At 66.6% G+C, this 22,372-nt stretch carries 20 protein-coding genes; 11 read left to right on the plus strand and 9 right to left on the minus strand.

Annotation, left to right across the window (positions count from 1 at the left end; translation table 11 throughout):
• Positions 1 to 16 precede the first annotated feature (16 nt).
• Genes V7793_RS05530 through V7793_RS05540 form a run of 3 tightly spaced genes read left to right on the plus strand, consistent with a single transcriptional unit; the run spans position 17 to position 5,827 of the window.
• Entirely contained in the window at positions 17 to 2,818 is a 2,802-nt protein-coding gene (locus V7793_RS05530; RefSeq protein ID WP_335581771.1) for a Z1 domain-containing protein, read from the plus strand.
• Positions 2,815 to 3,822 carry a PD-(D/E)XK motif protein gene (locus V7793_RS05535; protein ID WP_335581772.1) on the plus strand — a complete coding sequence of 336 codons (1,008 nt, stop codon included), beginning with the start codon at positions 2,815 to 2,817 and terminating at the stop codon, positions 3,820 to 3,822. Before V7793_RS05530 ends, V7793_RS05535 begins: the two co-directional genes overlap by 4 nt.
• The gene (locus V7793_RS05540) at positions 3,815 to 5,827 is read left to right on the plus strand and encodes an AIPR family protein (RefSeq protein ID WP_335581773.1); all 2,013 of its coding nucleotides are present in this window, start codon (positions 3,815 to 3,817) and stop codon (positions 5,825 to 5,827) included. Before V7793_RS05535 ends, V7793_RS05540 begins: the two co-directional genes overlap by 8 nt.
• Positions 5,828 to 6,121: 294 nt before the next feature.
• Here V7793_RS05540 and V7793_RS38120 read toward each other — a convergent pair whose 3' ends face one another.
• Entirely contained in the window at positions 6,122 to 6,685 is a 564-nt protein-coding gene (locus V7793_RS38120; protein ID WP_443057845.1) for an HNH endonuclease, read from the minus strand.
• Between the two features lie 273 nt (positions 6,686 to 6,958).
• On the opposite strand from V7793_RS38120, the gene V7793_RS05545 reads away from it, so the two are divergent.
• The gene (locus V7793_RS05545) at positions 6,959 to 7,216 is read left to right on the plus strand and encodes a hypothetical protein (RefSeq protein WP_335581774.1); all 258 of its coding nucleotides are present in this window, start codon (positions 6,959 to 6,961) and stop codon (positions 7,214 to 7,216) included.
• 115 nt (positions 7,217 to 7,331) lie between these two features.
• Here V7793_RS05545 and V7793_RS05550 read toward each other — a convergent pair whose 3' ends face one another.
• Positions 7,332 to 9,323: a DNA cytosine methyltransferase gene (locus tag V7793_RS05550; protein ID WP_335581775.1), complete on the minus strand. Its 1,992-nt coding sequence runs from the start codon at positions 9,321 to 9,323 to the stop codon at positions 7,332 to 7,334.
• A gap of 419 nt (positions 9,324 to 9,742) precedes the next feature.
• Between V7793_RS05550 and V7793_RS05555 the strand changes: the two genes are divergently transcribed.
• A complete protein-coding gene (locus tag V7793_RS05555) occupies positions 9,743 to 12,004 on the plus strand; it encodes a sensor histidine kinase (RefSeq protein WP_335581776.1) in 2,262 nt (753 codons plus the stop codon).
• Positions 12,001 to 13,209 carry a hypothetical protein gene (locus V7793_RS05560; protein ID WP_335581777.1) on the plus strand — a complete coding sequence of 403 codons (1,209 nt, stop codon included), beginning with the start codon at positions 12,001 to 12,003 and terminating at the stop codon, positions 13,207 to 13,209. Before V7793_RS05555 ends, V7793_RS05560 begins: the two co-directional genes overlap by 4 nt.
• A 329-nt stretch (positions 13,210 to 13,538) precedes the next feature.
• Here the strand turns inward: V7793_RS05560 and V7793_RS05565 are convergent, their stop codons facing one another.
• The 3 genes from V7793_RS05565 to V7793_RS05575 form a co-directional block, all read right to left on the minus strand.
• Entirely contained in the window at positions 13,539 to 13,979 is a 441-nt protein-coding gene (locus V7793_RS05565) for a hypothetical protein (RefSeq protein ID WP_335581778.1), read from the minus strand.
• Between the two features lie 70 nt (positions 13,980 to 14,049).
• Positions 14,050 to 14,742: a hypothetical protein gene (locus V7793_RS05570; RefSeq protein WP_335581779.1), complete on the minus strand. Its 693-nt coding sequence runs from the start codon at positions 14,740 to 14,742 to the stop codon at positions 14,050 to 14,052.
• Positions 14,743 to 15,181: 439 nt separating this feature from the next.
• Positions 15,182 to 15,460 (minus strand): hypothetical protein, encoded by a 279-nt coding sequence (locus V7793_RS05575; protein ID WP_335581780.1) that lies wholly within the window; start codon positions 15,458 to 15,460, stop codon positions 15,182 to 15,184.
• A gap of 7 nt (positions 15,461 to 15,467) precedes the next feature.
• On the opposite strand from V7793_RS05575, the gene V7793_RS05580 reads away from it, so the two are divergent.
• Positions 15,468 to 15,590, plus strand: a complete 123-nt coding sequence (locus V7793_RS05580) for a hypothetical protein (RefSeq protein WP_335581781.1) — start codon at positions 15,468 to 15,470, stop codon at positions 15,588 to 15,590.
• A gap of 338 nt (positions 15,591 to 15,928) precedes the next feature.
• Here the strand turns inward: V7793_RS05580 and V7793_RS05585 are convergent, their stop codons facing one another.
• The 3 genes from V7793_RS05585 to V7793_RS05595 form a co-directional block, all read right to left on the minus strand.
• On the minus strand, positions 15,929 to 16,354 hold the full coding sequence (locus tag V7793_RS05585) for an MmcQ/YjbR family DNA-binding protein (protein ID WP_335581782.1): 426 nt from the start codon (positions 16,352 to 16,354) through the stop codon (positions 15,929 to 15,931).
• A gap of 250 nt (positions 16,355 to 16,604) precedes the next feature.
• Positions 16,605 to 16,979 (minus strand): ester cyclase, encoded by a 375-nt coding sequence (locus V7793_RS05590; protein ID WP_335581783.1) that lies wholly within the window; start codon positions 16,977 to 16,979, stop codon positions 16,605 to 16,607.
• 37 nt (positions 16,980 to 17,016) lie between these two features.
• Positions 17,017 to 17,424 carry a VOC family protein gene (locus V7793_RS05595; RefSeq protein ID WP_335581784.1) on the minus strand — a complete coding sequence of 136 codons (408 nt, stop codon included), beginning with the start codon at positions 17,422 to 17,424 and terminating at the stop codon, positions 17,017 to 17,019.
• Between the two features lie 280 nt (positions 17,425 to 17,704).
• Here V7793_RS05595 and V7793_RS05600 point away from each other — a divergent pair, with 280 nt between their 5' ends.
• The 3 genes from V7793_RS05600 (at position 17,705) to V7793_RS05610 (ending at position 19,734) form a co-directional block, all read left to right on the plus strand.
• The gene (locus tag V7793_RS05600) at positions 17,705 to 18,031 is read left to right on the plus strand and encodes a TfoX/Sxy family protein (RefSeq protein ID WP_335581785.1); all 327 of its coding nucleotides are present in this window, start codon (positions 17,705 to 17,707) and stop codon (positions 18,029 to 18,031) included.
• Between the two features lie 136 nt (positions 18,032 to 18,167).
• On the plus strand, positions 18,168 to 18,383 hold the full coding sequence (locus tag V7793_RS05605) for a hypothetical protein (protein ID WP_335581786.1): 216 nt from the start codon (positions 18,168 to 18,170) through the stop codon (positions 18,381 to 18,383).
• Between the two features lie 535 nt (positions 18,384 to 18,918).
• Positions 18,919 to 19,734: a hypothetical protein gene (locus V7793_RS05610; RefSeq protein ID WP_335581787.1), complete on the plus strand. Its 816-nt coding sequence runs from the start codon at positions 18,919 to 18,921 to the stop codon at positions 19,732 to 19,734.
• A 400-nt stretch (positions 19,735 to 20,134) separates the two neighbouring features.
• Here V7793_RS05610 and V7793_RS05615 read toward each other — a convergent pair whose 3' ends face one another.
• Positions 20,135 to 20,569 (minus strand): VOC family protein, encoded by a 435-nt coding sequence (locus tag V7793_RS05615; RefSeq protein WP_335581788.1) that lies wholly within the window; start codon positions 20,567 to 20,569, stop codon positions 20,135 to 20,137.
• A gap of 223 nt (positions 20,570 to 20,792) precedes the next feature.
• On the opposite strand from V7793_RS05615, the gene V7793_RS05620 reads away from it, so the two are divergent.
• Entirely contained in the window at positions 20,793 to 21,809 is a 1,017-nt protein-coding gene (locus tag V7793_RS05620; protein WP_335581789.1) for a helix-turn-helix transcriptional regulator, read from the plus strand.
• The last annotated feature ends 563 nt before the right edge of the window (positions 21,810 to 22,372 follow it).

The raw sequence follows: 22,372 nt of genomic DNA on the forward strand, positions 1-22,372 counted from the left end.
AAGCCTGGAGGTCTCCGTGAGTTCCACCGCCGACGAGGCACTCGCTCATGCCGTGACGGCGGCGCTCATGTTCCTGCCTGGCGATCGTCAGGCCACACCCCAAGAGGTCGAGCAGGCAGCGACCATGGCCATGAGCGTGATCAGCCTGAAGGAGATGACTGTCGACCGCGTACGGCTCATCAAGGTTCTCGAGGCCAAGACGAGCGTCTACCAGGAGGAGTCATCGGCCCTGCACAACGCCGATGGCCACATCCCCTGGCTCGCTGACGCCAAGAACGACCGCACGTGGGCCTTCTGGGAACGCTACTACCGGTACCTGAGGACCGTCCGGGACCTGCCTCCACAGGTGGCACGGGGTATCGACCGCAGCACCGAGGAGATCCTCGGTGAGCTCGAGGACCCGCGTCGTCCCGGAGCGTGGCGACGCACCGGTCTCGTGATCGGCCAGGTGCAGTCGGGCAAGACCGGGCAGTACATCGGGCTCGCGACGAAGGCCGCAGACGCCGGCTACCGGCTGATCGTCGTCTTCGCGGGCATTCACAACGACCTCCGAAGCCAGACACAGCTCCGCATCGACGAGGGCCTCCTCGGCTTCGACACCCAGTACCAGCTGCGGTCGGACCAGGAAGGCGCCAACTGGAAGATCGGTGTGGGTGCCATGTCCCACGTGGATCAGCTACCGGTCGCGTCGCTGACCAACAGCGCGGAGAAGGGCGACTTCGACCGCCGCACAGCCGCCAAGGCCAACCTGCCCATCGCCAGCTTCCCCGTCGTCCTCGTGGTGAAGAAGCACCGTCGGATCATCGACTACCTGCGTACCTGGGTGACCGAGGTACATGGCGAGGAGGACCCGACGACAGGCCGGAAGACCGTCCGGGACATCCCCCTTTTCGTGATCGACGACGAGGCCGACAACGCGTCCATCAACACCTCTGACCCTGACAACGAGCCTTCGAAGATCAACGAAGCGATCCGCCTGCTGGTAGGGAGCTTTGCCAAAGCTTCGTACGTCGGGTACACGGCGACACCGTTCGCGAACATCTACGTCGATCCCGACGCCGATCACGACACCCTCGGCGGCGACCTCTTCCCCGACAGCTTCATCCGCACGCTGCGCGCCCCGTCCAACTACCTCGGCCCGGAGCGCCTGTTCGGCCTCCGAGTGGACAACGAGGAGGAGAACGACATCGAGCCGCTGCCCCTGATCCGGCACGTGGACGACACCTCCGCGTGGATCCCCGAGAAGCACAAGTCAGGTCACACCCCGGCTGGCGACCTGCCTCCCTCGCTCCAACGGGCGATCTACTCCTTCGTCCTCACCTGTGCCGCTCGCCGTGCACGGGGACAGGTGAACAAGCACAACTCCATGCTGGTGCATGTCACCCGGTTCACCGCGGTCCAGGGCCGTGTGCGTGATCAGGTGGACGACTTCGTACGACTCCTGGCGGACAGTCTCCGCGACCGCTACGGAAGCGCTTCGGCAACCTGCCTGGCCGAGCTCCGGGACGTCTGGGAGAAGGACTTCGTCTCCACTACGGACTACTTCCCGGCAGACGAGGCCGAGCGCCTCATCTGGGACCAGGTGGCTGAGGAAATCCTCCCCGCCATCCAGAAGTTCCGGGTCAAGGCCGTGAACGGTGCCGCGAAGGACGTTCTCGACTACTACGAGAACCGACACAAGGGCCTCTCCGTCATCGCGATCGGTGGCGAGAAGCTCTCCCGAGGCCTCACACTCGAGGGTCTTTCTGTCAGTTACTACCTGCGCTTCTCGAAGACGTACGACACCCTGCTCCAGATGGGCCGCTGGTTCGGTTACCGGCCTGGCTACGAGGACCTGTGTCGCCTGTACACGACACGTGCGCTCGAGTCGGCCTACGCGGAGATCACCGCGGCGACGGACGAGCTGCGCCGCGACGTGGAGGAGATGGCGGTTCTGGGCCTCACCCCTCGGGAGTTCGGCCTCAAGGTCCGGACCTCGTCGCTCGGTCTGGCTATCACGGCCGCGAACAAGATGCGTCAGGGTACACGCGTGCGGCTCAGCTACTCCGGCGAACTGGCCGAGACCACCATCTTCAACCTCAGTGAAGGCGTGGCCCAGAAGAATCTCGACGCGCTCCACGCCTTCACCAGGACGTTGACCGAGCTCTCCGCCCCGGTGGTCGACGAGGCCAGTGGCAGCCTCGTGTGGCGGGGGATCCCCCCTGAGACAGTGGCCGCTGCATTCTTCGACGCGTACCAGACCGCAAAGGAAGCCCACCGGGTCCGTCCTCAGTTCATCGCCGGTTACATCCGCCAGTGCGCGAAGTACGGGGAGCTGAGCGACTGGACGGTGCGTGTCGTGGGCAGGAAGCCCGTCACCGAGCCGGTGAATATCGCCGGTCACTCCTTGGGTATGGTCACCCGGGCCTCCTCTGGAAGGACCTCGGAAAGCCGCTACACCATCAAGCGTGTACTGAGCCCCAAGGACGAGAGCACCGATCTTGACCAGGGACAGTACGACAGGGCCATGGCCGCGACGAAGAAAGCTGCCGAAGGCAAGCTCAAGCGCGACGGCAAGCCCAGGAACCCCACCACCCCCACCGGCACCCCGCTCCGGGCTCAGCGTCGTCCCGACCAACCCCTGCTCCTGATCTATCCGATCGAACCGCCGGCCTCGGACTGCCAGGGGCCGTCGGTCCCATTGGTCGGCTTCGCGGTGAGCTTCCCGTTCTCGAAGCACCAGAGCAAGACCGAGTACGTGGTCAACGAGGTCTGGTGGAAGCAGGGTTCGGACATTGACGACTTCGACGGCGAGGGCGAAGACGAGGTCGACCAGTGATCGACGAGAGTCTCTGGCGCGAGTTGGAGTCCCCGCAGGCTGGCACCGGGCGCTCCACTAGGCGGCTGTTCCCCGAGTCATCTCACGACATCCACCTCTCGGTATCGCATCCTGGTCATCGAAGGATGCTGCTGCTGCGGGCCGATGCCCGTGCTGCCGACAAGGTGCGGCACCTCCTTGTGGACCTGCCGCAGACCAACGGGCTGACCCTGTCGTTCAGCTCGGTCTCCCCTCGCGCGTTCGAGCTTCAGGTCTCCCTGACCGCCGACGAGCTGCGCGAGGTGTTCACGCCACTGGTCGAGGACATAGCGAGCGTGGTGAAGGACACCGAATCAGGCGAGACCGCTCTGGAGGCCGCCGTGCGCCGGTTCCTCCACTGGCAGCAGCTGATGCGGAGCATCGGCAGCGAGGGTCTCCGGGGTGAAGCCAGACGCGGCCTCTTCGGCGAGCTCTACGTCCTGCGGGAGTTCGTGCTGCCCTTGCAGCCGCAGAGCACCGCTCTGTCGTCATGGACAGGCCCCGAAGGCACGAACCAGGACTTCCAGTTGCCGAACGCGGCGATCGAGGTCAAGACAACCACGGTCAAGAGCCCCCGCTTCGTGCGGATATCGAACGAGCGCCAGCTCGACGAAACAGGTGTAGAGACGATCCTGCTCGTCCAACTCGCTGTGGACGAACGTCGAGGTGGGTCAGGTGAGAGCCTGAACTCGCTTGTCGGGAGCGTCAGGAACAGCCTCAGCAATCCGTCCGCTCGTACACGTCTCGAGATCCAGCTGGTCCGCGCAGGGTACTTCGCGAATCACCGCCACCTCTACGACGAGCCCAGGTTCACACTCCGTCGTACGGATCTGTGGAAGGTCGACGAGAGCTTCCCCCGCATCGTGGAGTCGGCCCTTCCCCGCGGTGTAGGGAACTGCACCTACGACCTAAGCGTCACCGCGCTCGAGCAGCACCGTGTCACGACCGACGAGGTCACCGCCCTGATCAGAGGTACCGATGGCTGAGCTGGCCCTTCACGACTACGCCCGCACGCTGATGAGCGACATACAGTCGCTCGCCGAGAACGAGGCCGCATCCATTCCGACGACGTTCACCCGACGGGTTCTGGATCAGCTCGAAGAGGCCGGCGTGGTCACAAACACCACCGTCGCCTACCACCAAGAGCACGGCCTCGTCGTCTATGGCTTCGGGGTGAGCGAGGACCGATCCACTCTCGACCTGTACACCACGGAGTACGACCTCGCCCAAGGTCAACCCGGTGCCGACAAGCTCACCAAGGGCGACTCCTCGAAGGCGTTCCGCAGGCTGCTGGCGTTCCTGCGAAAGTGCGGATCCATCCGCCACAACCACTCTGAGGCGAGCGAGGTCCATCAGCTGTGCGAGGGCGTCGAGAAGGCCCTGGCGAACGCGGTGAAGATCCGGTTGTTCCTGTTCACCAACCAGGTGAGCACCGCAGGCGCTCTCCCCGAAGCGACCGAATTCAACGGCTTGCCTGTCAGCCATGAGCTCTGGGACCTCACCCGCCTGTACCGGCACGAAACCTCGGGCTCGATCAGCGAGCCCATCGTGGTCGAATTCGAACCGCCCCTCTCCTGCCTGTCGGCCGAGAGCACCGAGCCGAACCACTCGGTGATCCTCACAGTGCTGCCCGGCGAACGGCTCGCCCAGCTGTACGACGAACACCGGACGCGTCTTCTCGAGCTGAACGTCCGAGCGTTCCTCCAGACCCGTACAGCGGTCAACCGCGGGATCCGGGACACCCTGCTGAACCGGCCGGCGCGTTTCCTCGCGTACAACAACGGAATCACAGCCACAGCGTCGGAGGCCGACTTCGTCGCGGACCCGGATGGCCACCCGGTGGCCATCCGTAAGCTGACCGGCCTTCAGATCGTCAACGGCGGCCAGACCACGGCCACGCTGCACCACGTCATGAAGCGTGACAAGCAGGACCTCACGCAGGTCCGGGTACAGATGAAGCTGTCCCTGGTCGCCCCAGACCACCTTGAGGAGATCGTCCCCCTGATCTCCCGATACTCGAACACCCAGAACAAGGTGACGCTGGTCGACTTCAGCTCGAACCACAGATTCCACGTGGACTTCGAGCGGGTCAGCAGGTCCCTCTGGGCTCCCGCAGTAGACGGAAGTGCGCAGAAGGAGACCCGCTGGTTCTACGAACGGGCGCGTGGCCAGTACGCGGAGGAGGAGGCCAAGACGCCCTCCGTCGCTGCCAGACGGAAGTTCCGAGAGGAGCACCCCACCAAGCAGCGGTTCAACAAGTCCGACCTCGCGAAATACGTGAACTCCTGGAACCAGCTGCCGCACCACGTGAGCCGGGGCGCCCAGAAAAACTTCAACGAGTTCATGATCATCATGAAGGGCGCACCACCGGTCGTCAACGTCGCCTACTGCCAGCGAGTCATCGCCATGGGCCTGCTCTTCAAGGTCATTGACGCGGTAGCGAAAGAGCACGAGGCCGGAAGCCACAAGGCGCTCGTGACCACGTACACCATGGCTCGGCTGTCTGCCGCCACAGCCCAGAGGATCGACCTCGACCGCATCTGGCGCCAACAGGGAGTGACTCCAGCCCTGCTATCCGCAGTGAACGACCTCTGCCCCCTCGTGATGGAGAAGGTCATCACGCAAGGCAAGCACGTCACGGAGTGGGCAAAGAGCAGCACCTGCTGGGAAGACGTCTCCGGCCTGGATTGGGAGGTTCCGGATTCACTCGAAGCCGAACTCCTGGAACGGCCAGTCGAGTTCGCGGTGGATGCCTCGGAAACGGAGGGAGAGAATCTGGCCGAGGTACGGGGGATCGGCTCGGCCGAGTGGGAGTCACTCGGCGAGTGGGCGCTCCAGACCCGGAATCTGGCACCCTCCGAACGGCAACTTGCCAAGGTCATCGCCACCAAGCTGCGAACCGAGGGCGAGATCTCCCCCGCCCAGGCCAGCCAGGCGCTGCTGGTACACGAAAAGGCGATCGGCATCGGATTCAGTCCGGCCGTCGTCTAGCGCTCCGACCGCGCAGGTTCGCCGGATCGGCTGTCGTGTCGGCTGAACGTGCGGGTGGCATCCGGTCCAACCGCTGAAGGCGCGGCGGCTGAGCCTACTCGTGGGCGCTGGCGCTCCAGGAGGGGCAGAAGCTGCAGTCAGCTTCCACGTCCTTACCGGGTACAGTCCGCAGATTGCAGAGCAGGTTGATCATTCGCCGGCGAACAGCGTCAGCACGCTGTCAGCCCCTGGGAGCCTGGGGCTCTGCTCGGCGCGCTGTGCTTGGAAGCTCTGCAGCATGTGACGACAGAACTTTCAGTACCAATTCTGATACCGACTGCTCACCAGCTGGAACTTGTCAGATTTCTTGTTGTTGCAGTCAGAGCACAGCAATTTGAGGCTGGTGGCACCATTCAGGCCTCCTTGAGCGAGCGGGATCGTGTGGTCAGAGTTCTCGGAACTGAACCGGTTCACTAGCCCGGTGAAATCGCGCCCACATTTGGCATACATGCCGCGATCGCGAAAATATATTGCCCGCTGCACCCACTTGGGTATTTTTGGTCGCTCGGGCCGCAGCGGCGCTGCGGATACGGGGCATTTCCTGCGTTCCGCGGCCAAGGCGTCGCGGTGGCGGGTGGTGGCGTGCCCGACGGGGCGATCGGCGCCCACGAGGTGGCTCGCGCTGCACCGACAATACGTACCGCGGCTGGCCAAGAGGCATCGGAAGCGCCCTGGTCCGCGAAGCGGCCAAGGGCCTCCTCGAACCGGTGCAGCTTCACCTCGCGGTCCGGGCGAGGGATTCCCTCCACCTTCACAAGGTTCCGGTCCCCAGAAGGTCACGGACTGCGTCCTCGGCGCGCCGTAGGACGATGCGGCCATCACCGTCGCTGAAGGCGAACAGTTCGGTGCCCGGCGTCAGGCCCGCCTCCGCGAGAAAACCCATGGGAAGTTTCGACTTGGCCGTGGTCGCCGATGCGGATTTCGGCGGGTTCTCGGAGCATGGAAGGAGTGTGGCACGCTCTCCTCCTCAAGTACCCGGAGAACTGGACCACTGATCATGGACCGCAGTGTCGAGGAGCCGGACAGCGGCTGGGTGCGAACCAGGAAAGGTGATCATCTGCGCGGACGCCGGTCCGTGACACCGGCCCGGAGGTGAAGCTCCGACGAGCAGTTCACCGTCTCGGGCTCCGCTACCGGCTCCAGCGCAGGGTCGCTCCCCGCTGCACTGCGGACTTCGTCCTGCCTCGTCATCGGGTCGCCGTGTTCGTCGACGGATGTTTCTGGCATGGCTGCCCTGTCCACGGTGTAGTCGAGTTCCAGGGGCCGAACGCCAAGCGGTGGTCAGACAAGACCGAGGCGAACAGGAGGCGCGACGGACGCAACACCCAGGCGTGCAAGGTCGCCGGCTGAACCGTGATTCGCGTCTGGGAGTGCGAGGTCCGTTCGGACGCCGAGCAGGCCGCGCTCAGGATCGTCGTAGCGCGCGGCCGTAGGCCCGGGGGATCGACCTCAGCAATGCCTCCTCCTACTTCGGCGGCTGCTTACCTTTTCCCTGCGTGTTGCCCTTCGATTTGCTGTTCGCCTCCACGGCCGAGGCGTCATCGGACTTCCGTGGGCAGTACTTACTCAGCGGGCAGTCAGAGCACAGCGACCGTTGCGCACCGCAGACCGTGTTACCGAGGAGGCGCAGCGCTGCCATACGGAGCGGCGCGCTCTCGTCTCCTGCACCCACGAGTCTCACGAGGTTGACACGGCCGTCACTGAGCTTGTTCGTGCGGTCCGCGTCACTGTCGTTCAGGCGTGCGGCAACTCGCAGCGCGCCCTGCCCCACCCAGAGAAGGTCGTCGCCCACCAGCAGGCGGTAGAGCGACGACTCGGCCGGCTTGAACGCGAGGCGTTCGGGAATCTCGAGACGCCTGCTCTTCTTCCAGGCCGCTGTGCCATCAACGAGAGGGGCGAGACGTTCCAGCCGGGTTCTGGCCTTCTCCGAGGGAGCGGCTTCCAGGAGGTTCGCGTATGCCTTGGTGGTGAGCCACTTACGCGATCTCACGTCCGCCAGGACCTCGTCCATCTGAGCTGCTGACAGCTTGGTGCCGGAGAGGAGCGCGATCACCGCCGCTGAGAGTGATGACAGCTGCTCTCCTGGGAGATGCCACCAGTCGTCACCATCTCGCCGGCTTTCTGCCCAGGTCGCCAGTTCGTCCCGGACCTGGCGCCAGTGCGGTTGCAGCCCTCCAAGTGGCGCCTGCATACCCTTCACCGGTGCGATGGCCTCGGCGGCCGCTTTGCCCAGCAGCGGGGGCACCGCGTTCCCGATCTGCCGGAAGGCGTCACTGCGAGTGCCGGCGAACCGGAACCAGTCAGGGAAAGTCTGCACCCGGGCCGCCTCACGCACAGTGAGCGTGCGCGGCTGGTCCGGGTGGATGTACCAGTAGCCGTCCTTGGCGATGTGCGCTGTGATCGACCGACTGCGCTCGTCCCAGGCAAGCTTCTTGTACTTGTCTGTGAAGTGCTCGGCGCTGTAGCGACGGAGCCTCTTCGGGATGTCCGAGTAGAGGGTCGTGGAGTCCATGTGCTTGGAAAAGATCTCCCAGTCGTCCTCACGGACCCGCCGCGTCATGTGGTCCCAGATCAGGCCCTCTGGTGCGTCCTTGCGCATCATCTCCACGAACGAGGAAGGAACCTCCGGAGCGCGGTACGGCAGCTCTCGTTCACCGACGCGCTCTATCGGCTGCGGGTCAAGATCGGGAAGGTCGCCGATCGCGTCACGGAGGCTGGTGAACCCCTCCTGCTTCGGCTGCCAGTCGAAGCGCTCGACGTCGTTCCTGGCGAGCAGGATGAGTCGCTTCCGGTGCTGGGGGACACCGTAGTGCCAAGCGTCCACTAGGCGAACCTGTGTAGCGTACCCGAGATCCTCCAGGCGCTGCTCGATCGTGCGTACGACAAAGAAGTCGTCGCCGAGCCCCATGTCGGGAACGTTCTCCATGAGTACCGCGCGGGGTCGGACTTCCTCGACCACGTGCAGGTAGGAGCGCCACAGCTCCTTACGAAGGTCCTGCGGATCCCGATCATGGTTGGCCACGAGATCCCGGATCTTGCTGCGCCCGGCACGGCTGAAGGGCTGACAGGGAGGACCGCCGGCGATCAGGTCGATGTCGGCGCCCTTCAGGAGTCCTATCAGGGTGTCGCGCTCGTCTGAGTTGCCGAGGTCCATGCGGAGGCTCATGCCCGGGAAGTTCGCCGCGTGGGTCTCCAGCGCACGCTCGTCGAAGTCGACAGCGGCTGCGACCGTCCACCCCGCCTGCTTCACGCCGTAGCTCAGGCCGCCGGCCCCGGAGAAGAGGTCGACCGCCAGTCGCTTGCCCTTACCGTAGGTCTTCAGCCACTTCCGGAAGTTCTCCGGAGAGCAGCTCTCCTCATGGGGTTCCAACGGGAGGTAGTCGCTCCGCTCCAAGGGTACGCCGTACTTCCCTTTCTCCACAGCACAGCCCTCCGCACACACGACATGAATGAGCACCAGGAGATCACGGACCAACCTGCGGAGGCAATGATTCCGGCGCCCCTGGACTGCCGGAACACCTGACCTTCGCCTGGTCTGACCCGCCTCGCGCCCACAAGGTCGGCGTAGCGCGCGACCGACGTCCGAGGCAGTCTCCTGGTGCATCCTGAGGTGATCTATGGTACGGGACGCCACTGACACTGCTGTCGGCGGCCCGCACGCGCAGCCATCTCGCGCCAACCTGCATACCCGTCCCAACGAGGGCACCCTCCAGAAGACACATTCGAGACGGTTCGCCTTCGCCAGCACGGCCGATTCGGGCGACTTTCGGCCACTCCGGCGCCGAAGCACCCGGCGTGCCATCCGTAGGCACCATTCGCCGATCCTGTCGCCTATAGGATTCTGCCCCCGGCCTGCTATGCGGACAGGCAGCGCAGATGGTGACCGAAAGCGGGGCTCAGGTGGACTCGGAGGACACGGAGGCGTACCTCCGGCCGCGCGCGCGACTGATGAGCACCTTGGGTGAGGAACTGATCAGCAACGAGCGGGTCGCCCTCACCGAACTGGTGAAGAACGCGTACGACGCCGACGCGAGCCTCGTGGTGATTCGGTTCAACGCACCCCTCGAAGAGGGGGTGGGTTCCATCGAGGTGTGGGATGACGGACACGGCATGTCAGCGGAAACCGTCCGCGGCACCTGGATGGAGATCGCGACTTCCCATCGACACCGGCGTCCCCTCAGTGAAGGGCGCGGGCGTCGAGTGCTCGGGGCCAAGGGTATCGGAAGGTTTTCCGCCGCTCGTCTGGCACGTGTGACCTCGCTGGCGACGTGCCGTGGTGACGGTGACGAGGTGACTCTGCGACTCGACTGGCGCAGCTTCTCCGTCGAGGACGCCTATCTGGATCAAGTCCCGGTCAACTGGTCGGTCCGGTCTCCGAAGGTCTTCGCCATCGGCGGCGAGGCGGAGCAGTTGTTCGACGACTTGGCCGGAGAGTTCCAGACTGGCGTGACCGCAGAACCGGGGCGGTGTCCGCACGGGACGGTCGTACGCCTCGAAGGTCTTCGCCAGCAGTGGACGGCGGAGTCCATCGAGACTCTGAAACGGTCCCTCTCTCGGTTGCTCCCGCCTCCGCCCCCCACGGAACTGGCAGTGCCGGACCAGCCAGAATTCTCGATCTACATCGAGACTCCGCCGGGCGAACTGCGTCACTACTCGGGTTTCGTGAGCGCAAGCGAGACGCTGGCACATCCTCACTACCGGCTCGTCGGCGCCGTGGACGCCGACGGACAGGCACACCTCACCCTCACTGCCATGGGCGTGGAGGAGGAGGTCGTAATCCGCGACGACTTCCGGCAGGACACGAATCTCCCCAGCTGCGGCCCCGTGAAGCTGGACATCCGAACCTGGGATTTGGACAGCGGTTCACTGCGCAGACTTCTCAAGATCGACCTCGGCGCCCGGAACGTCAGCGAGGTAAGACAACTCATCCGGGGCAATACCGGCATCGCCCTGTACCGCGACGGTTTCCGTGTCCAGCCGTTCGGAGAGACCGGATACGACTGGCTGGAGTTCGACCAGCGCCGCGTGAACAACCCCACCATGCGACTCTCGAACAACCAGGTGGCGGGATTCGTCTACGTCACAGCCGACGGGAACCCCGGACTGCGGGACCGCTCTCACCGCGAAGGGCTGATCGACTCCCCGGAGTACGAGGAACTCAAGAGAATCATGGTCCAAGCCGTGAGCAGGCTGGAGACATGGCGGTACAGACTCCGCAGGCCCGAGCCTCCCCGGTCTCTGGACAGCAAGCCTCTGCTGCCCCCAACAGAGGGCGGCGGCCACGGGGTCTTCCAGAACTTCACCCTTGCCCCACTCCGCGATGTGGTCAACCAGCGCTATCCGGACGACGCCGTACTCGGACGCGCTCTGGACGAGGCCGCGGAAGCCATCAACGACAGTGTGCAGAAGGTCCAGGAGATCATTTCCCAGTTCTCCCGGCTCGCCACGCTCGGAACCCTGGTGGACGTGGTGCTCCACGACGGCCGGGCCGCCCTGACACGTATCGCCTACGTGCTGCGGAGGCTGAACAGGTTGGCGAAGGGAACGAGCGAGCAGGATCCCGGCCTCTGCGAAGCTCTCACCAAGGTCCACACCGACTTCAGCGCTCAGGAGAAAGCCCTCGACCGGTTGTTCACCCGCGTCGAGCCGCTCAGCGGGCGCCAGCGCGGTCGTCCCAAGAACATCTCGCTGCACGAGGCCATCGACGAGGCGGTGTCCGTACACGAGGCGGAGCTCGCCAAGCAGGGCATAACCGTCACTGTCGGCGGAGAAGACGTGACCGTGACGGCAGAGCCGAGCGATATCGCCCAGGTGATCCTCAATCTCGTCGGCAACGCGATCTACTGGCTGTCCACCCTTCCAGAGGGCGCTGACCGCTGCATCCTCATCACGACCGAGCGCACCCCCGACGGTGAGGTCGACATTGATGTCAGCGACAACGGTCCGGGAGTGAGGGAGGAGATCAAGGACCTGATCTTCGACACTTACTTCAGCGACAAGCCCGACGGGATCGGCCTGGGGCTAAGCATCGCCGGCAGCGTGGTCAAGGACTTTTACGACGGCGACCTGTACCTGGTCTCGCCAGGACCACTTGCCGGCGCATGTTTCAGAGCACGCCTTCGAAGGAGAGTTGGGTGACAGAGGGGGGAGCGGTGTTCCGGATACTCGTCGTCGACGACGAGGAGGACATCGCAGGTGAACTCAAAAACATGTTGGAGGAGGAGCTCAGCGACTTGGGCTCCATCTCCATCGAGACGGAACAGGACTTCGGCGAGGCCGAACTGATTCTCGCGAGAGAACAGATCGACTTGGTCGTTCTCGACGTCAGGGACTCGTCTCAGGGGCCGGGAATAGTCCCTGGTCTCGAACGGCGGGGTCGGGACCTGTACGACAGGATCGCGAAGACCCGCTGGGTTCCGGTGATCTTCTGCACCAACGTTCCCGGTCAAGTGCAGGACCTGGAGGCGCCACCGCTCGTCCAGGTCGTGACGAAGCACAGGCTGGACGAGGTCCTGGAGGCCGTACGCATCGGACTCCAGTCCGGAGTCCCTTCGCTGACCCGTCGGCTCGGTGATCTCGTGGACCGGGAGATCCGGGACTTCCTGCGGGACGTCATTGCGCCGAACTGGCCGGACATGGCCAAGGCCGACCAGCAGCAGATCGCTCCGCTGCTCGTACACCGGCTGGCGGCCTGGCTCAAGGAAAACGCGATCCGAGAGCTGGACGGTGCCCTCGACGGGGCGGACGGCACCGTGGTCGGCCACTCGTCGGCCGCCCGGACCTACCTCAAGCCGCCCGTGACCTTGCACCTCACCGCGGCCGACCTTCTTCGTGATCCGGAGGGATCCTGGTGGCTGGTGCTCACACCCGCCTGTGACCTGTACGAGGACGCTCCAGTGCCCAACCCGAGCCGTCCGCTGCGGAAGGCGAAGGCCGAGTTCGTTCGGGTCGTCAAGGCAGGCCCGCTGTTCGAGTCGACCCTCGTGGCCAAGTGGCGCGAGGAGGGGACAAGCAAGAACCGCGACGCTCTCCTGAGGGTGTTCCGAACGGACGACAACAGGTTCCAGCTCCTGCCTCAGTACCTCGACATCCCTCATCTGTTGCTGGACAGGGAGAACGTGAAGTCTGTTCCCCTGGCAGAGGCCAGAAGCTGGGATCGCGTCGCCACCCTCGACAGCCCATTCGCCGAGGCCACGCTGACCGCACACAGCCATGCCGTGGGGCGTATCGGAACTCCGGACCTGGTCTTCGAGCAGCTCAAGGTCGAACTGGGCCTTGTGAAGGTCAAGAAGCAGGTACCACCTGCTCGCGCTGCAGGGCGGGACAACGTCCTGCAGGAGTGACGCATGCCGTCGCACGCCGTGCGGGCCAAGTCCGCTCCTCGCGTCATCTCGTCCGATCCCGCGCCAACGGCTTGAGCACAACGCACCGAGTTGGTCCGTTCGGTCGACCCAGCCTCCTCGGTCTGACGCTGGAGAGTCATCACGTTCTTCGTGTTTCACGGTGGCGGTCCCATGGGACCGCTACCGTGAGGCCAGAGGCAAGAGCCACCGACGACACGCGCGGCTTGATCACCGTCTGCCGTCACCCCGACAACGAGGTCTGACACTCTTCGCACCGCCGAGTCGCCCGCGAGCCGGTGTTGCCCTCTGAGGCCACCGCCGGAGAACTACTACTCAGGCGACCTGACGACGTCCACGGCCTCGTCCTCGACCAGCAGCGGAGGCGAGAGGCGGTGACCCGAAGAGAGCCCCCTCGATCTGGTCCTGACGCTCGTCGAAAGGCTGGATGTCGGCATCGGCCGTGCCGTAGAATCGCTCGATCTCTCGGTCGCTTCGGAGTAGGACGCCATGAAGCGCCGTGCGACGCCGAGTTCGGCCAGTGCGGCGGCCAGCGCCCGCTGGTCACCGGTGTGGCGGGAGGCCTCGGCAGCCGTCCGGTGAAGTCCGACGGCCTGGTCCCAGGGGCCGGCCTGCCGCAGGAAGGGCGCCATCGCCGAGGCCAGACGGATCACGAGGTCATGCAGGGCGAACCCATTGGCCGGCCGGATGCAGGCCAGAACGTTGGGCCGCTCGTTCTCCAGCCAGCCCAGTGCCGCCGTACGAGACTCCATGGCCGGAGTCTCAACGTGTCCCGTGTCGCCGACTGATGGTGGAACCATCGAACCGCTGCGGACGATGTGCTCATGCGCGACAGCGAGATCGGCCAGGTAGTAGGTGACACACGCTTAACGGCCTGTACGTGGGCCATGCTGTCTCCTCCGTCAGCGAGACCGCGAGCGTAGTCGCGCAAGAGATCGTGAAGCCGGTATCGACTCCTGGGTGTTCGTCGATCAGCTGGGCGTCGTAGAGCCCGTCCAGTTGCTGTCGGGCTACGACCACCGAGACCGATCCGAGCGCAGATCCCAGGTACACGTCGAGTTCTGTGCCCGGGTAGAAACCGAGGCACTGGAAGAAGTGCTGGCGTTCCGGTGCGAGGTCCCGATAGGACAGTTCGGACGTCGCGGCGACCGCACGCTCGCCGGCGCGCAGTTCTCCCAGCCGGTCCCGGGCCGCCATCAACCGCTCATGCAGATCCTCGGCGCTCCATGAGGGATGGTGCCGTAGTCGCGCTGTGAGCAGTGACGCTCCCAGCGGGAGGTATCCACCCAGCCGTACCAGGTCCTCGCCCGCACGCTCGAAGACCACCGGCCCCGCAACCGAGGAGGCCGCCGGGCCGGGCCCAGCCGCAACCACTGGCAGCACGCCCACTGCACCCTCCTCATCCCACGCCTCGACCTCAACACCGCCTGCCGCGACCTCGCCCTCAAACAAGCCCTCCGCCAAGGCCTGCTCCCGCCCACCGCACCCCGCGCCTAGAGCCACCCGCAGCGCCACCAGCTCCTAGCCGGCGACGGCACCATAGCCAAGGCCCCCACCCTCGCCGCCACCCCCTGCACCGTCGACGAGACCACCGGCGAGATCCGCCGGCACCGCGTCGACCCCGCCGCCTGGACACAGACCGAAGGCGGGCGGCAGCCCCGTACGCGGCACCAAGTTCATCGTCTTCTCCACCCGCCGCACCGGATACCTGCGCCGCGTACCGCCACGTCCCCCACCACCATCCCGGTGGCGAAGCAGCCTCCGCCATCGAAACGCCACCGCACTCCTCGACCACCCCGACGCCGCCGCTGCCTCGGCCTCGTCTACGACGGCGCCTGCCGCGGCGCCCGCCGCGACACCCTCCACCGCCGGGGCCGTCTCCTGATCAACAAGCAGCACGACGGCCTGACCCCCATCCCCCTGCGCACTCGGCTACCCCCGCTGCCGCCACGAGCTATGGGCCGACGGCGGCCGGGTCACCGAACGCACCTACCTCGACGACGGCACCAGCACCCTGGCTCCCCTGCCCATCACCCGCCTCCAGCGCCGTGGCGAATCCACGCACCGCTGGTACCACCAGATCACCGTCCCCTGCCCCCACAGCCCGCATCACCACCGCGAAAGCGTCGGCATCACCACCACACCCGGCGAACGCAGGCCAGGGCAAAGCGACGCAGAACGGAAATCCCACCGCGACGACGTCGAATCCATCTTCGCCCAGTTCGACCGCCACCTCTTCAATGGCCGCCCTCATCGCCTTCGGCGCCGAAGCCCAGAGCCTGGTCATGCTCGGGTTCCTCCTCGCCCAGAACGCCACCAGCGCCGCCCGCCCCCACGAAGACGCCGCACCCGACCAGCACTGATCAGCCAGCCGGACCGAGCACCCAGCAGCGCCGATCACCTACCATCCGCTAACCTGTACTTGACCGCCCTGCACGCACCACGCACGGCGGTCGAGGAGCGAGCTGAGCCCCATGAAGATCCACACAGGGTTTTCATCAAGGAAGTCAGCAAGCCCCGCCTCCGTGGGGCTTGATGAAAACTCAGAAGCCGCAGGGCAGGGCCCTGCTGGCGGGGTATCAGGGAACGCCCCTCCCGGCTCTCGGGAACGCCGCGGCTGTCGCCGCAGGTCAGCGCGTAGAGAGCGGTAGTGCCAGTTGTCGTGTCTGCTTCTTCGGCACCGGGGATCAGACACGCGCACTTACGGCGATGCCGGTCGGTCCGCCCGGCTCTGCGCGGGAGGCTGGGTCTGATCGCGGTGGAGCCTGTGCAGCCGGTCGCGGGTGGTGCGGGGCAGGCCGTCGACCATGCAGTGCCAGGAGTGGCTGATCATTTCGGCGAGTTCCTCGTTGGGGACCGTGCCGTCCAGGTGCACGGTGATCCAGTGCCACCGGGGGCCCTGGTATCCGTACCCGGGGCGTACCGCGGGGTACTGCTCGTACAGGTGCAGGGCGAGGGCGGATTCACACTTCACGCTCAGCCGGTCGGGCTGGGAGGTGTTGGCTGCTGCCAGGGTGGCGAAGATCTTGCCGCCGGTCTTGTAGACGGGCCGGTGCGGGCCCCATGGCTCTTCCTCGGTGACCTCGGGCAGGTCCAGGGCGTAGGCCGCGACGTCGTCGGGGTTCATTCGGTGCTGTCCTTCATGCGGGGGGTGACGATCGGGCGGGCCGTACGCCGGCACACGGCCGGGTGCTTCCGCGGGTGAGGCCGCCGAACGGGGGCCTCCGGACCGCGTCGGCCCCTCGCCGGACTCCGCTTTGAGCCGGGGGAATCCTGGAGGTGCCTGGCCATGGCCGGTTTCCCGGCCCGTGGTGATCAACGACCGGGGTTACGGGCCTGCGGGCACCTGGAACCGCGTCTGTGCCTCTAGAGGGAGGTCATTGTCCGCCGAGGTAGTCGGTCTGCGAGGCGATCCGGTCCCCGCGCAGTTGCAGGACCGAGCAGAAGCTGACGGTGACGGGCTCTCCCGCCGGCGGCAGGCCCGGGTGTGTCCCGGAGCTGGTTCCCGCGAAGTCGAATTCGACGGCGATGGCGTCTCCGTCGGCGATGATTCGCTTGATGGTGAACTTCCGGTCGGGAACGGCACCGGCGTACTCCTGCAGGTGGCGTACGAAGGCGTCCCGGCCGGTGAAGGCGAGCCCGAAGGGCCCGCACTCGTAGGCGGTGTCGTCGGTGTACAGGTCCCCGAACCGGTCGAAGTCCTGGTCGTTATAGGCGTCGGCCCACTCGTGCACGAACTTGTCGCTGTTCATGGCTCTGGTCTTGTCTTTCTGTTGTCCGGGGCCCGGGTCAGGCGTATTTGCCGAGGTCGCTGGCTTGGAAGGCGGCTTGGTCGTTGATGCCGATGACGTAGCCGTCGGGGTCGCGGAAGTAGAACATGCGCTGGCCGGTGTGGTCGGTGCCGGTGTCCTTGATGATCTCGGCGTGCTGGGCGATGCGGTCGTGGGCGCCGTCGAAGTCGTCCACGCCGAGGTAGAACATGCCGGCGAAGCCGATGGGGGTGTCGGCCAGGCTGGGCAGCCAGTTCTTCAGGTCGGCGTTGCTGTAGAGCATGGCGCAGAATCCGCGCTGGTAGAGCAGCATGTGGATGTCGTCGCCGGGGCGGGCGGTGCTGGAATCGACGTCGAAGCCGAGCTGTTTGTAGAACGTGATGCTGGCCGCGGTGTCCTTGACACTCAGGCACGGGGCGAACGGCATGGGTCCTCCATGGTCGGGGGCGGTCAGGTGCGGCCTTCACCAGGGTGCGAACGCAGGGGCGGCATGCGCCGGGCGCCCCTGCGGTTCCTTTCTCCGCCGGTCGGGGCGGGCGTGCACTCCGGGGGCCGCCGTCTTGGTGAGAGCAGCCGCTGCGGGCGGCCGGGACGGCTTCCGCCCTCTGGATCTGACCGTAACGAGCATGTAGGGCGAGGAATGTCCTATATGGCTCGTGGCGGGGTTGCGCGGGCGGATGCCGTGACGCGTGGGTAGCGTGAGAGCCATGGCGTATGACGAGGTGCTGGCGGAACGGGTCCGGAAGCTGCTGGAGCAGACCGACGAGGTCGTCGCGAAGAAGATGTTCGGCGGGCTCGTCTTCACGGTGCGGGGGAACACGGCGGTTGGCGTGGTCGGCGACGAACTGCTGGTGCGGGTCACCCCGGACGACACCCCACAGGCCCTCGCCCAGCCCGGCGCACGACCGTATGAATTCCGCGGCCGGATCTCGAAAGGCTGGATCATCGTTGCAGGAGAAGTCCTCGACGACCACATCCTGGACGAATGGCTGGAACTGGGCCGGGAAGCGGCTGCCGCACTCCCGCCGAAGTAACCCCTGCATGACCACCGTGCGCCCTTACGAGAGGCGAGCGCGCTCGGAAGGGCGAGAGGGCTCAGAGGCACGGGGGCAAGGCGGACGCCCCAGGGGCGCGCGACTGGCGGCACCGGTCCGGGTGGAGGAACACCTGGTGATCGACGCAGGCGAGTGGGGAACAGCCGAGGTGCATGAAGTAGTCCTGGACCCAGGCCGCTTCACCCTCTTCGAACTCGGCCGCTTCGGCATCCGCGCCGTTGACGCCACCCAACACTGCGAATACCTCCACGATCGCACCCAGCAGAAGCATCAACAGCCTCTCGATCCTCATGCGGGAATCCGCTCTCGACGCGGTCGCTACCGGCACTGAACGCATCACTAAGAAGATCACGGACCAGATCGTCCTGCCCCGGGCCGGCGAAGAGTCCTACCGCAACACTCGCAAGCGCCGCCCCGGCAATCAGTTCCCGTTGGACGACACCCCCGAATCGCACTGGCGTTCATGCCTGAATGGGTGGATTTTTCTGCGTGCCGGTATCTCTTGAAGGATTCCGGAAAGCCATGGCCGGTCAGCGGCCTCTGGGCCGACTGTCCTTCTCTCCTGGGGGTGAAGCGTGGGGCTTCATGACAGCTCGGCGCGCAAGGGGCGGCACCAGCCCTGCACCGGTGGGGGCCGGCGCCAGACCGGAGCAGCGAAGAGGAAGGTAAACAGCCCGGCTGTTGCAGGCGGGCGGGCATCCTTGGCCGGTGCGGCCGGCGGGTGGAGACTGGGGCGGCGCCGTTGGGCGGTCCTGCTCGGAGGGTGCCTGGTCGCGCAGGGCCTTATGGCGGGCATGCCAGGCCCGGCGTATGCGGCGGGCACCGCGACATACGCCGAGTCAGGGGTCTTCGTTGTCCCCCCGGGCGTGACCACCCTGACAGTGACACTGACCGGGGCCGGCGCAGGTGGCGGCGGCGGGGCCGAATATGCGCCCCAGCGCACCGGTGCCGGCGGTGCCGGCGGCAACCGGATCACCTTCACCGTCAGGGGGGTCAAGGCGGGCCAGACCTTCAACGTCCTGGTCGGCACGGGCGGTGGCGGCGGAGGAGCAGGCAACGACAACGCTCCAGACGACGGGCTCAAGGGGAACGGCGGTACCGGCGGTGCGGGTGGCCCCAATGGCCGAGGCCGTCAGTACGGAGACGGCGGAAATGGACAAAACGGTACGGGGCGCTACGGCAGCGGCGGCGGTGGTGGCGGCGGCGGGGCATGGGTCAGCGCGAGCACCTCCGTGACGACGAGGGGAGGCCGGGGAAATCGTCTTGGCGACGGAGGCGGCTATGGGATTACTGCTGGCGGGGGTGGTGGTAGCGGCGGCAGCACGGCATTCGAGTTGCCCGGCCCGTCCGGCTTCGTCTGCGGAGCCCACGGGGGTGGCGGCGGTTGGGGCGGTTCGACCTACGGGACCGATGTTTCCGAGGGTGCCCGAGCAGGCGAATTCACACCTACGCGTGCCGACGGGTGCACCTTGAACCTCCTCGGGCTCGTCAGCGGCATGACACTCACAGCACCGGTCAAAACTCCTGGTACCGGCGGGCACAATGGCAGCCCGACGGGAGACAGGGCCGGCGGAGTGAACAGCAACGGCCACGGCAACGGCGGCGATGGCGGCTACGTCGGCAACTTCATGGGTAACGGTAAGAGCGGCAGCGACGGCTTTGCCCAGATCGACTATTCCTGAACGCCCTGAGCTTCCCCTCCCCGCGGAGGCGCCGGCAGAAGGGCAGGGGGGCACTTATGAGCGGGCACCCATCACGCTCGTGTCCCACCGTCGGACCCGCCCACACCGCCAGGCCAGACGGCACCGACCACCCTCGCCGCCGCCTGAAGGCGACGTACTGCCCCTGCCGTTCAGAACAACGACCATAGGCGCGGCGGGTGGTGGAGATCCCCAGGCGGGCCGGCCTGCATCGCGGACCGCCTCGGCATGACCACCAGCGACATAGAGTACGCCCCCTTTCACCCGCGGCCGTGACGTGCGGGCTCGGCGACCGTCGTCATCCGGTGGCGGCGTCCTGAGCGTGACGCTCGGGGCTCGCCATCGTGGCTTCGGGCGGAAGGGGGCCCTCCCCAGGGAATGGTCAGGAGTTGCTGTCTGCCGGCATGCCGTGCTGGGGCTGCAGGAGTTCGTGGCAGGTCCCGGAGTCGTCGCGGAAGATCGCGGAGATGCCCCACGGCTTGTGCTGCGGTTCCTGGAGGACGGCCACCCCTCGCGCCGACAGTTCCTTGACGGCCGCATGGCAGTCCTCGACGGTGAACGTGCAGCCGAAGAGCGCCCCCTTGGCGAGCAGCGCCTTCAGCTGCTCGGCGGACCGAGCGTCCTGCAGCGGTGCTCCCGGGACCATGAGGCTGAGCTGCAGCTCCGGCTGGTCCTCGGGGCCCACGGTGAGCCAGCGCGGGTCATCGCCGGACGGCACATCCATGCGCACCTGCAGGCCGAGCTTCTCGGTGAAGAATGCCTTGGCCGAGTCCTGGTCCAGCACCCAGACCACAACCGTGTTCACTGCGGTAATCATGACTTCTCCTGCTCATCTGAGGCACATCCGATCACCCACGGGGTGCGGACGGGCTTACTTCGTCAACGAGGAGCCACAGGCTGCCCGGGCAGAGCCACTGCCTTCTCCCGCGGGGAGAGGACTGCTGCCGCCCGCTGAGGTGGCTCCTCGCCGCTCGGACGTCTTCGACGGTAGAGCTGCTTTAGGACAGCTCGCGTCACTAATCCCTGAGAACCTGGACTGCATGACCCAGGACCTGCCCGCCCGCATGCTCCGCCTGCTCTCCCTGCTCCAGATGCGCCGCACCTGGACCGGCGCCGAGCTCGCCGACCGCCTGGACGTCACCCTGCGCACCGTCCGGCGTGACATCGACCGGCTACGCACGCTGGGCTACCCCGTCGAGGGCACCACCGGCACCGCCGGCGGCTACCGCCTGGCCGCCGGCGCCGACCTGCCACCCCTCCTCCTGGACGACGAGGAAGCCGTCGCCATCGCCACCGCCCTGCGCACCGCCACCAGCGGCGTGAGCGGCGCCGCCGAAAGCGCGGTGCGTGCCCTGGCCAAACTGGAACAGGTGCTGCCCGCCCGGCTGCGCCACCAGGTCGCCGCGATCCATGCCGCCACCGCCACCGTCCCCTGGGACACAGGACCCGGGGCCGACCCCTCAGCTCTGGCCGTCCTGGCCGCGGCCTGCCGCGACCACGAGATCGTCACCTTCACCTACGCGTCCAAAAGCGGCGGTACGACACCGCGACGCGTCGAGCCGCACAGCCTGGTCGTCGCGGGCCACCGCTGGTACCTGATCGCCTACGACACCACCCACACCGACTGGCGCACCTTCCGCGTGGACCGGCTCACCGAACCCGCCCCCACCGGCCACCGCGTCACCCCCCGCGAGCTGCCCGCCACCGACCCCCTCGCCTTCCTCGCCGCACGCATCGTCGCCACCCCCGCCCGCTACACCCTCAGCGTCACCGTCCCCACCGACGCCGCCACCCTCCTCGACCGCACCCAGGTCCTGCCCGAGCGCGTACGGAGCGTCGGCGCGCACACCAGCACCATCGAACTGACCGCCGACACCCCCCGCCGCATCGCCCTCCAGCTCTTCGACCTCGCCCCCGAACCCGGCAGCACCTTCCAAGGAAACCCCGAACTCGCCCAGCATCTTGAAGAGTTCGCACAACTCCTGCAGGACGCGGCCCGCGCGCTCACCGCCAGCGAGCCGGACGAGCCCCACACCCCCACCACGAAGAACCGCTGAGGAGCTGCCTGCCGCCAACCGCCCGGGCCACCTGGGCGGCACCTTGGCCGTGGCGTCCAAGGCCGGGATCGGCGAGGAGTCGCGGGAGTCAGGGGTGCCGCACGTGCGCTGGGCCCACCCGTCCGACGATCCGGCCCTCCCACCGCACGGTCAGACCAAGATGGCCCATCCGACCGGAGAATCCGGGGCCAGCGGCCCGTCACCGCTGACCGCTGACCGCTCCTGCAAGCAGCGGGGAGCCGCCTCGTGCGGCGTACCGGCAGGCAGCCCGCGCGGATGCCGACCTGGACGCCCCGGACTCGGCGCCTTCCCCGACGCCGGTGCCGACGGCTGGATCCACTGGATCTCTGAGTGATGGGGCACCATCGGCGGACCCGGCCAACACCCCTTGCGAAGCGCCGAACGGGCGGCAGCAGGGGCCGGCACAGATGCCGCCCGGCTGCCCGGTCTCGCGCAGGGTCCGACCGCGCCGGACGAGGGAGCCGGGCGCCCTGTCGCGCCCCCGCCCGCCCGGAAGCAGAACCGCCTCCGCTGGGCAGCCTCCCGAAAAGAAACCGGAGAGC

Origin of the sequence: Streptomyces sp. KLMMK (assembly GCF_036961605.1) — a bacterium.
GTDB lineage: Bacteria > Actinomycetota > Actinomycetes > Streptomycetales > Streptomycetaceae > Streptomyces > Streptomyces telluris.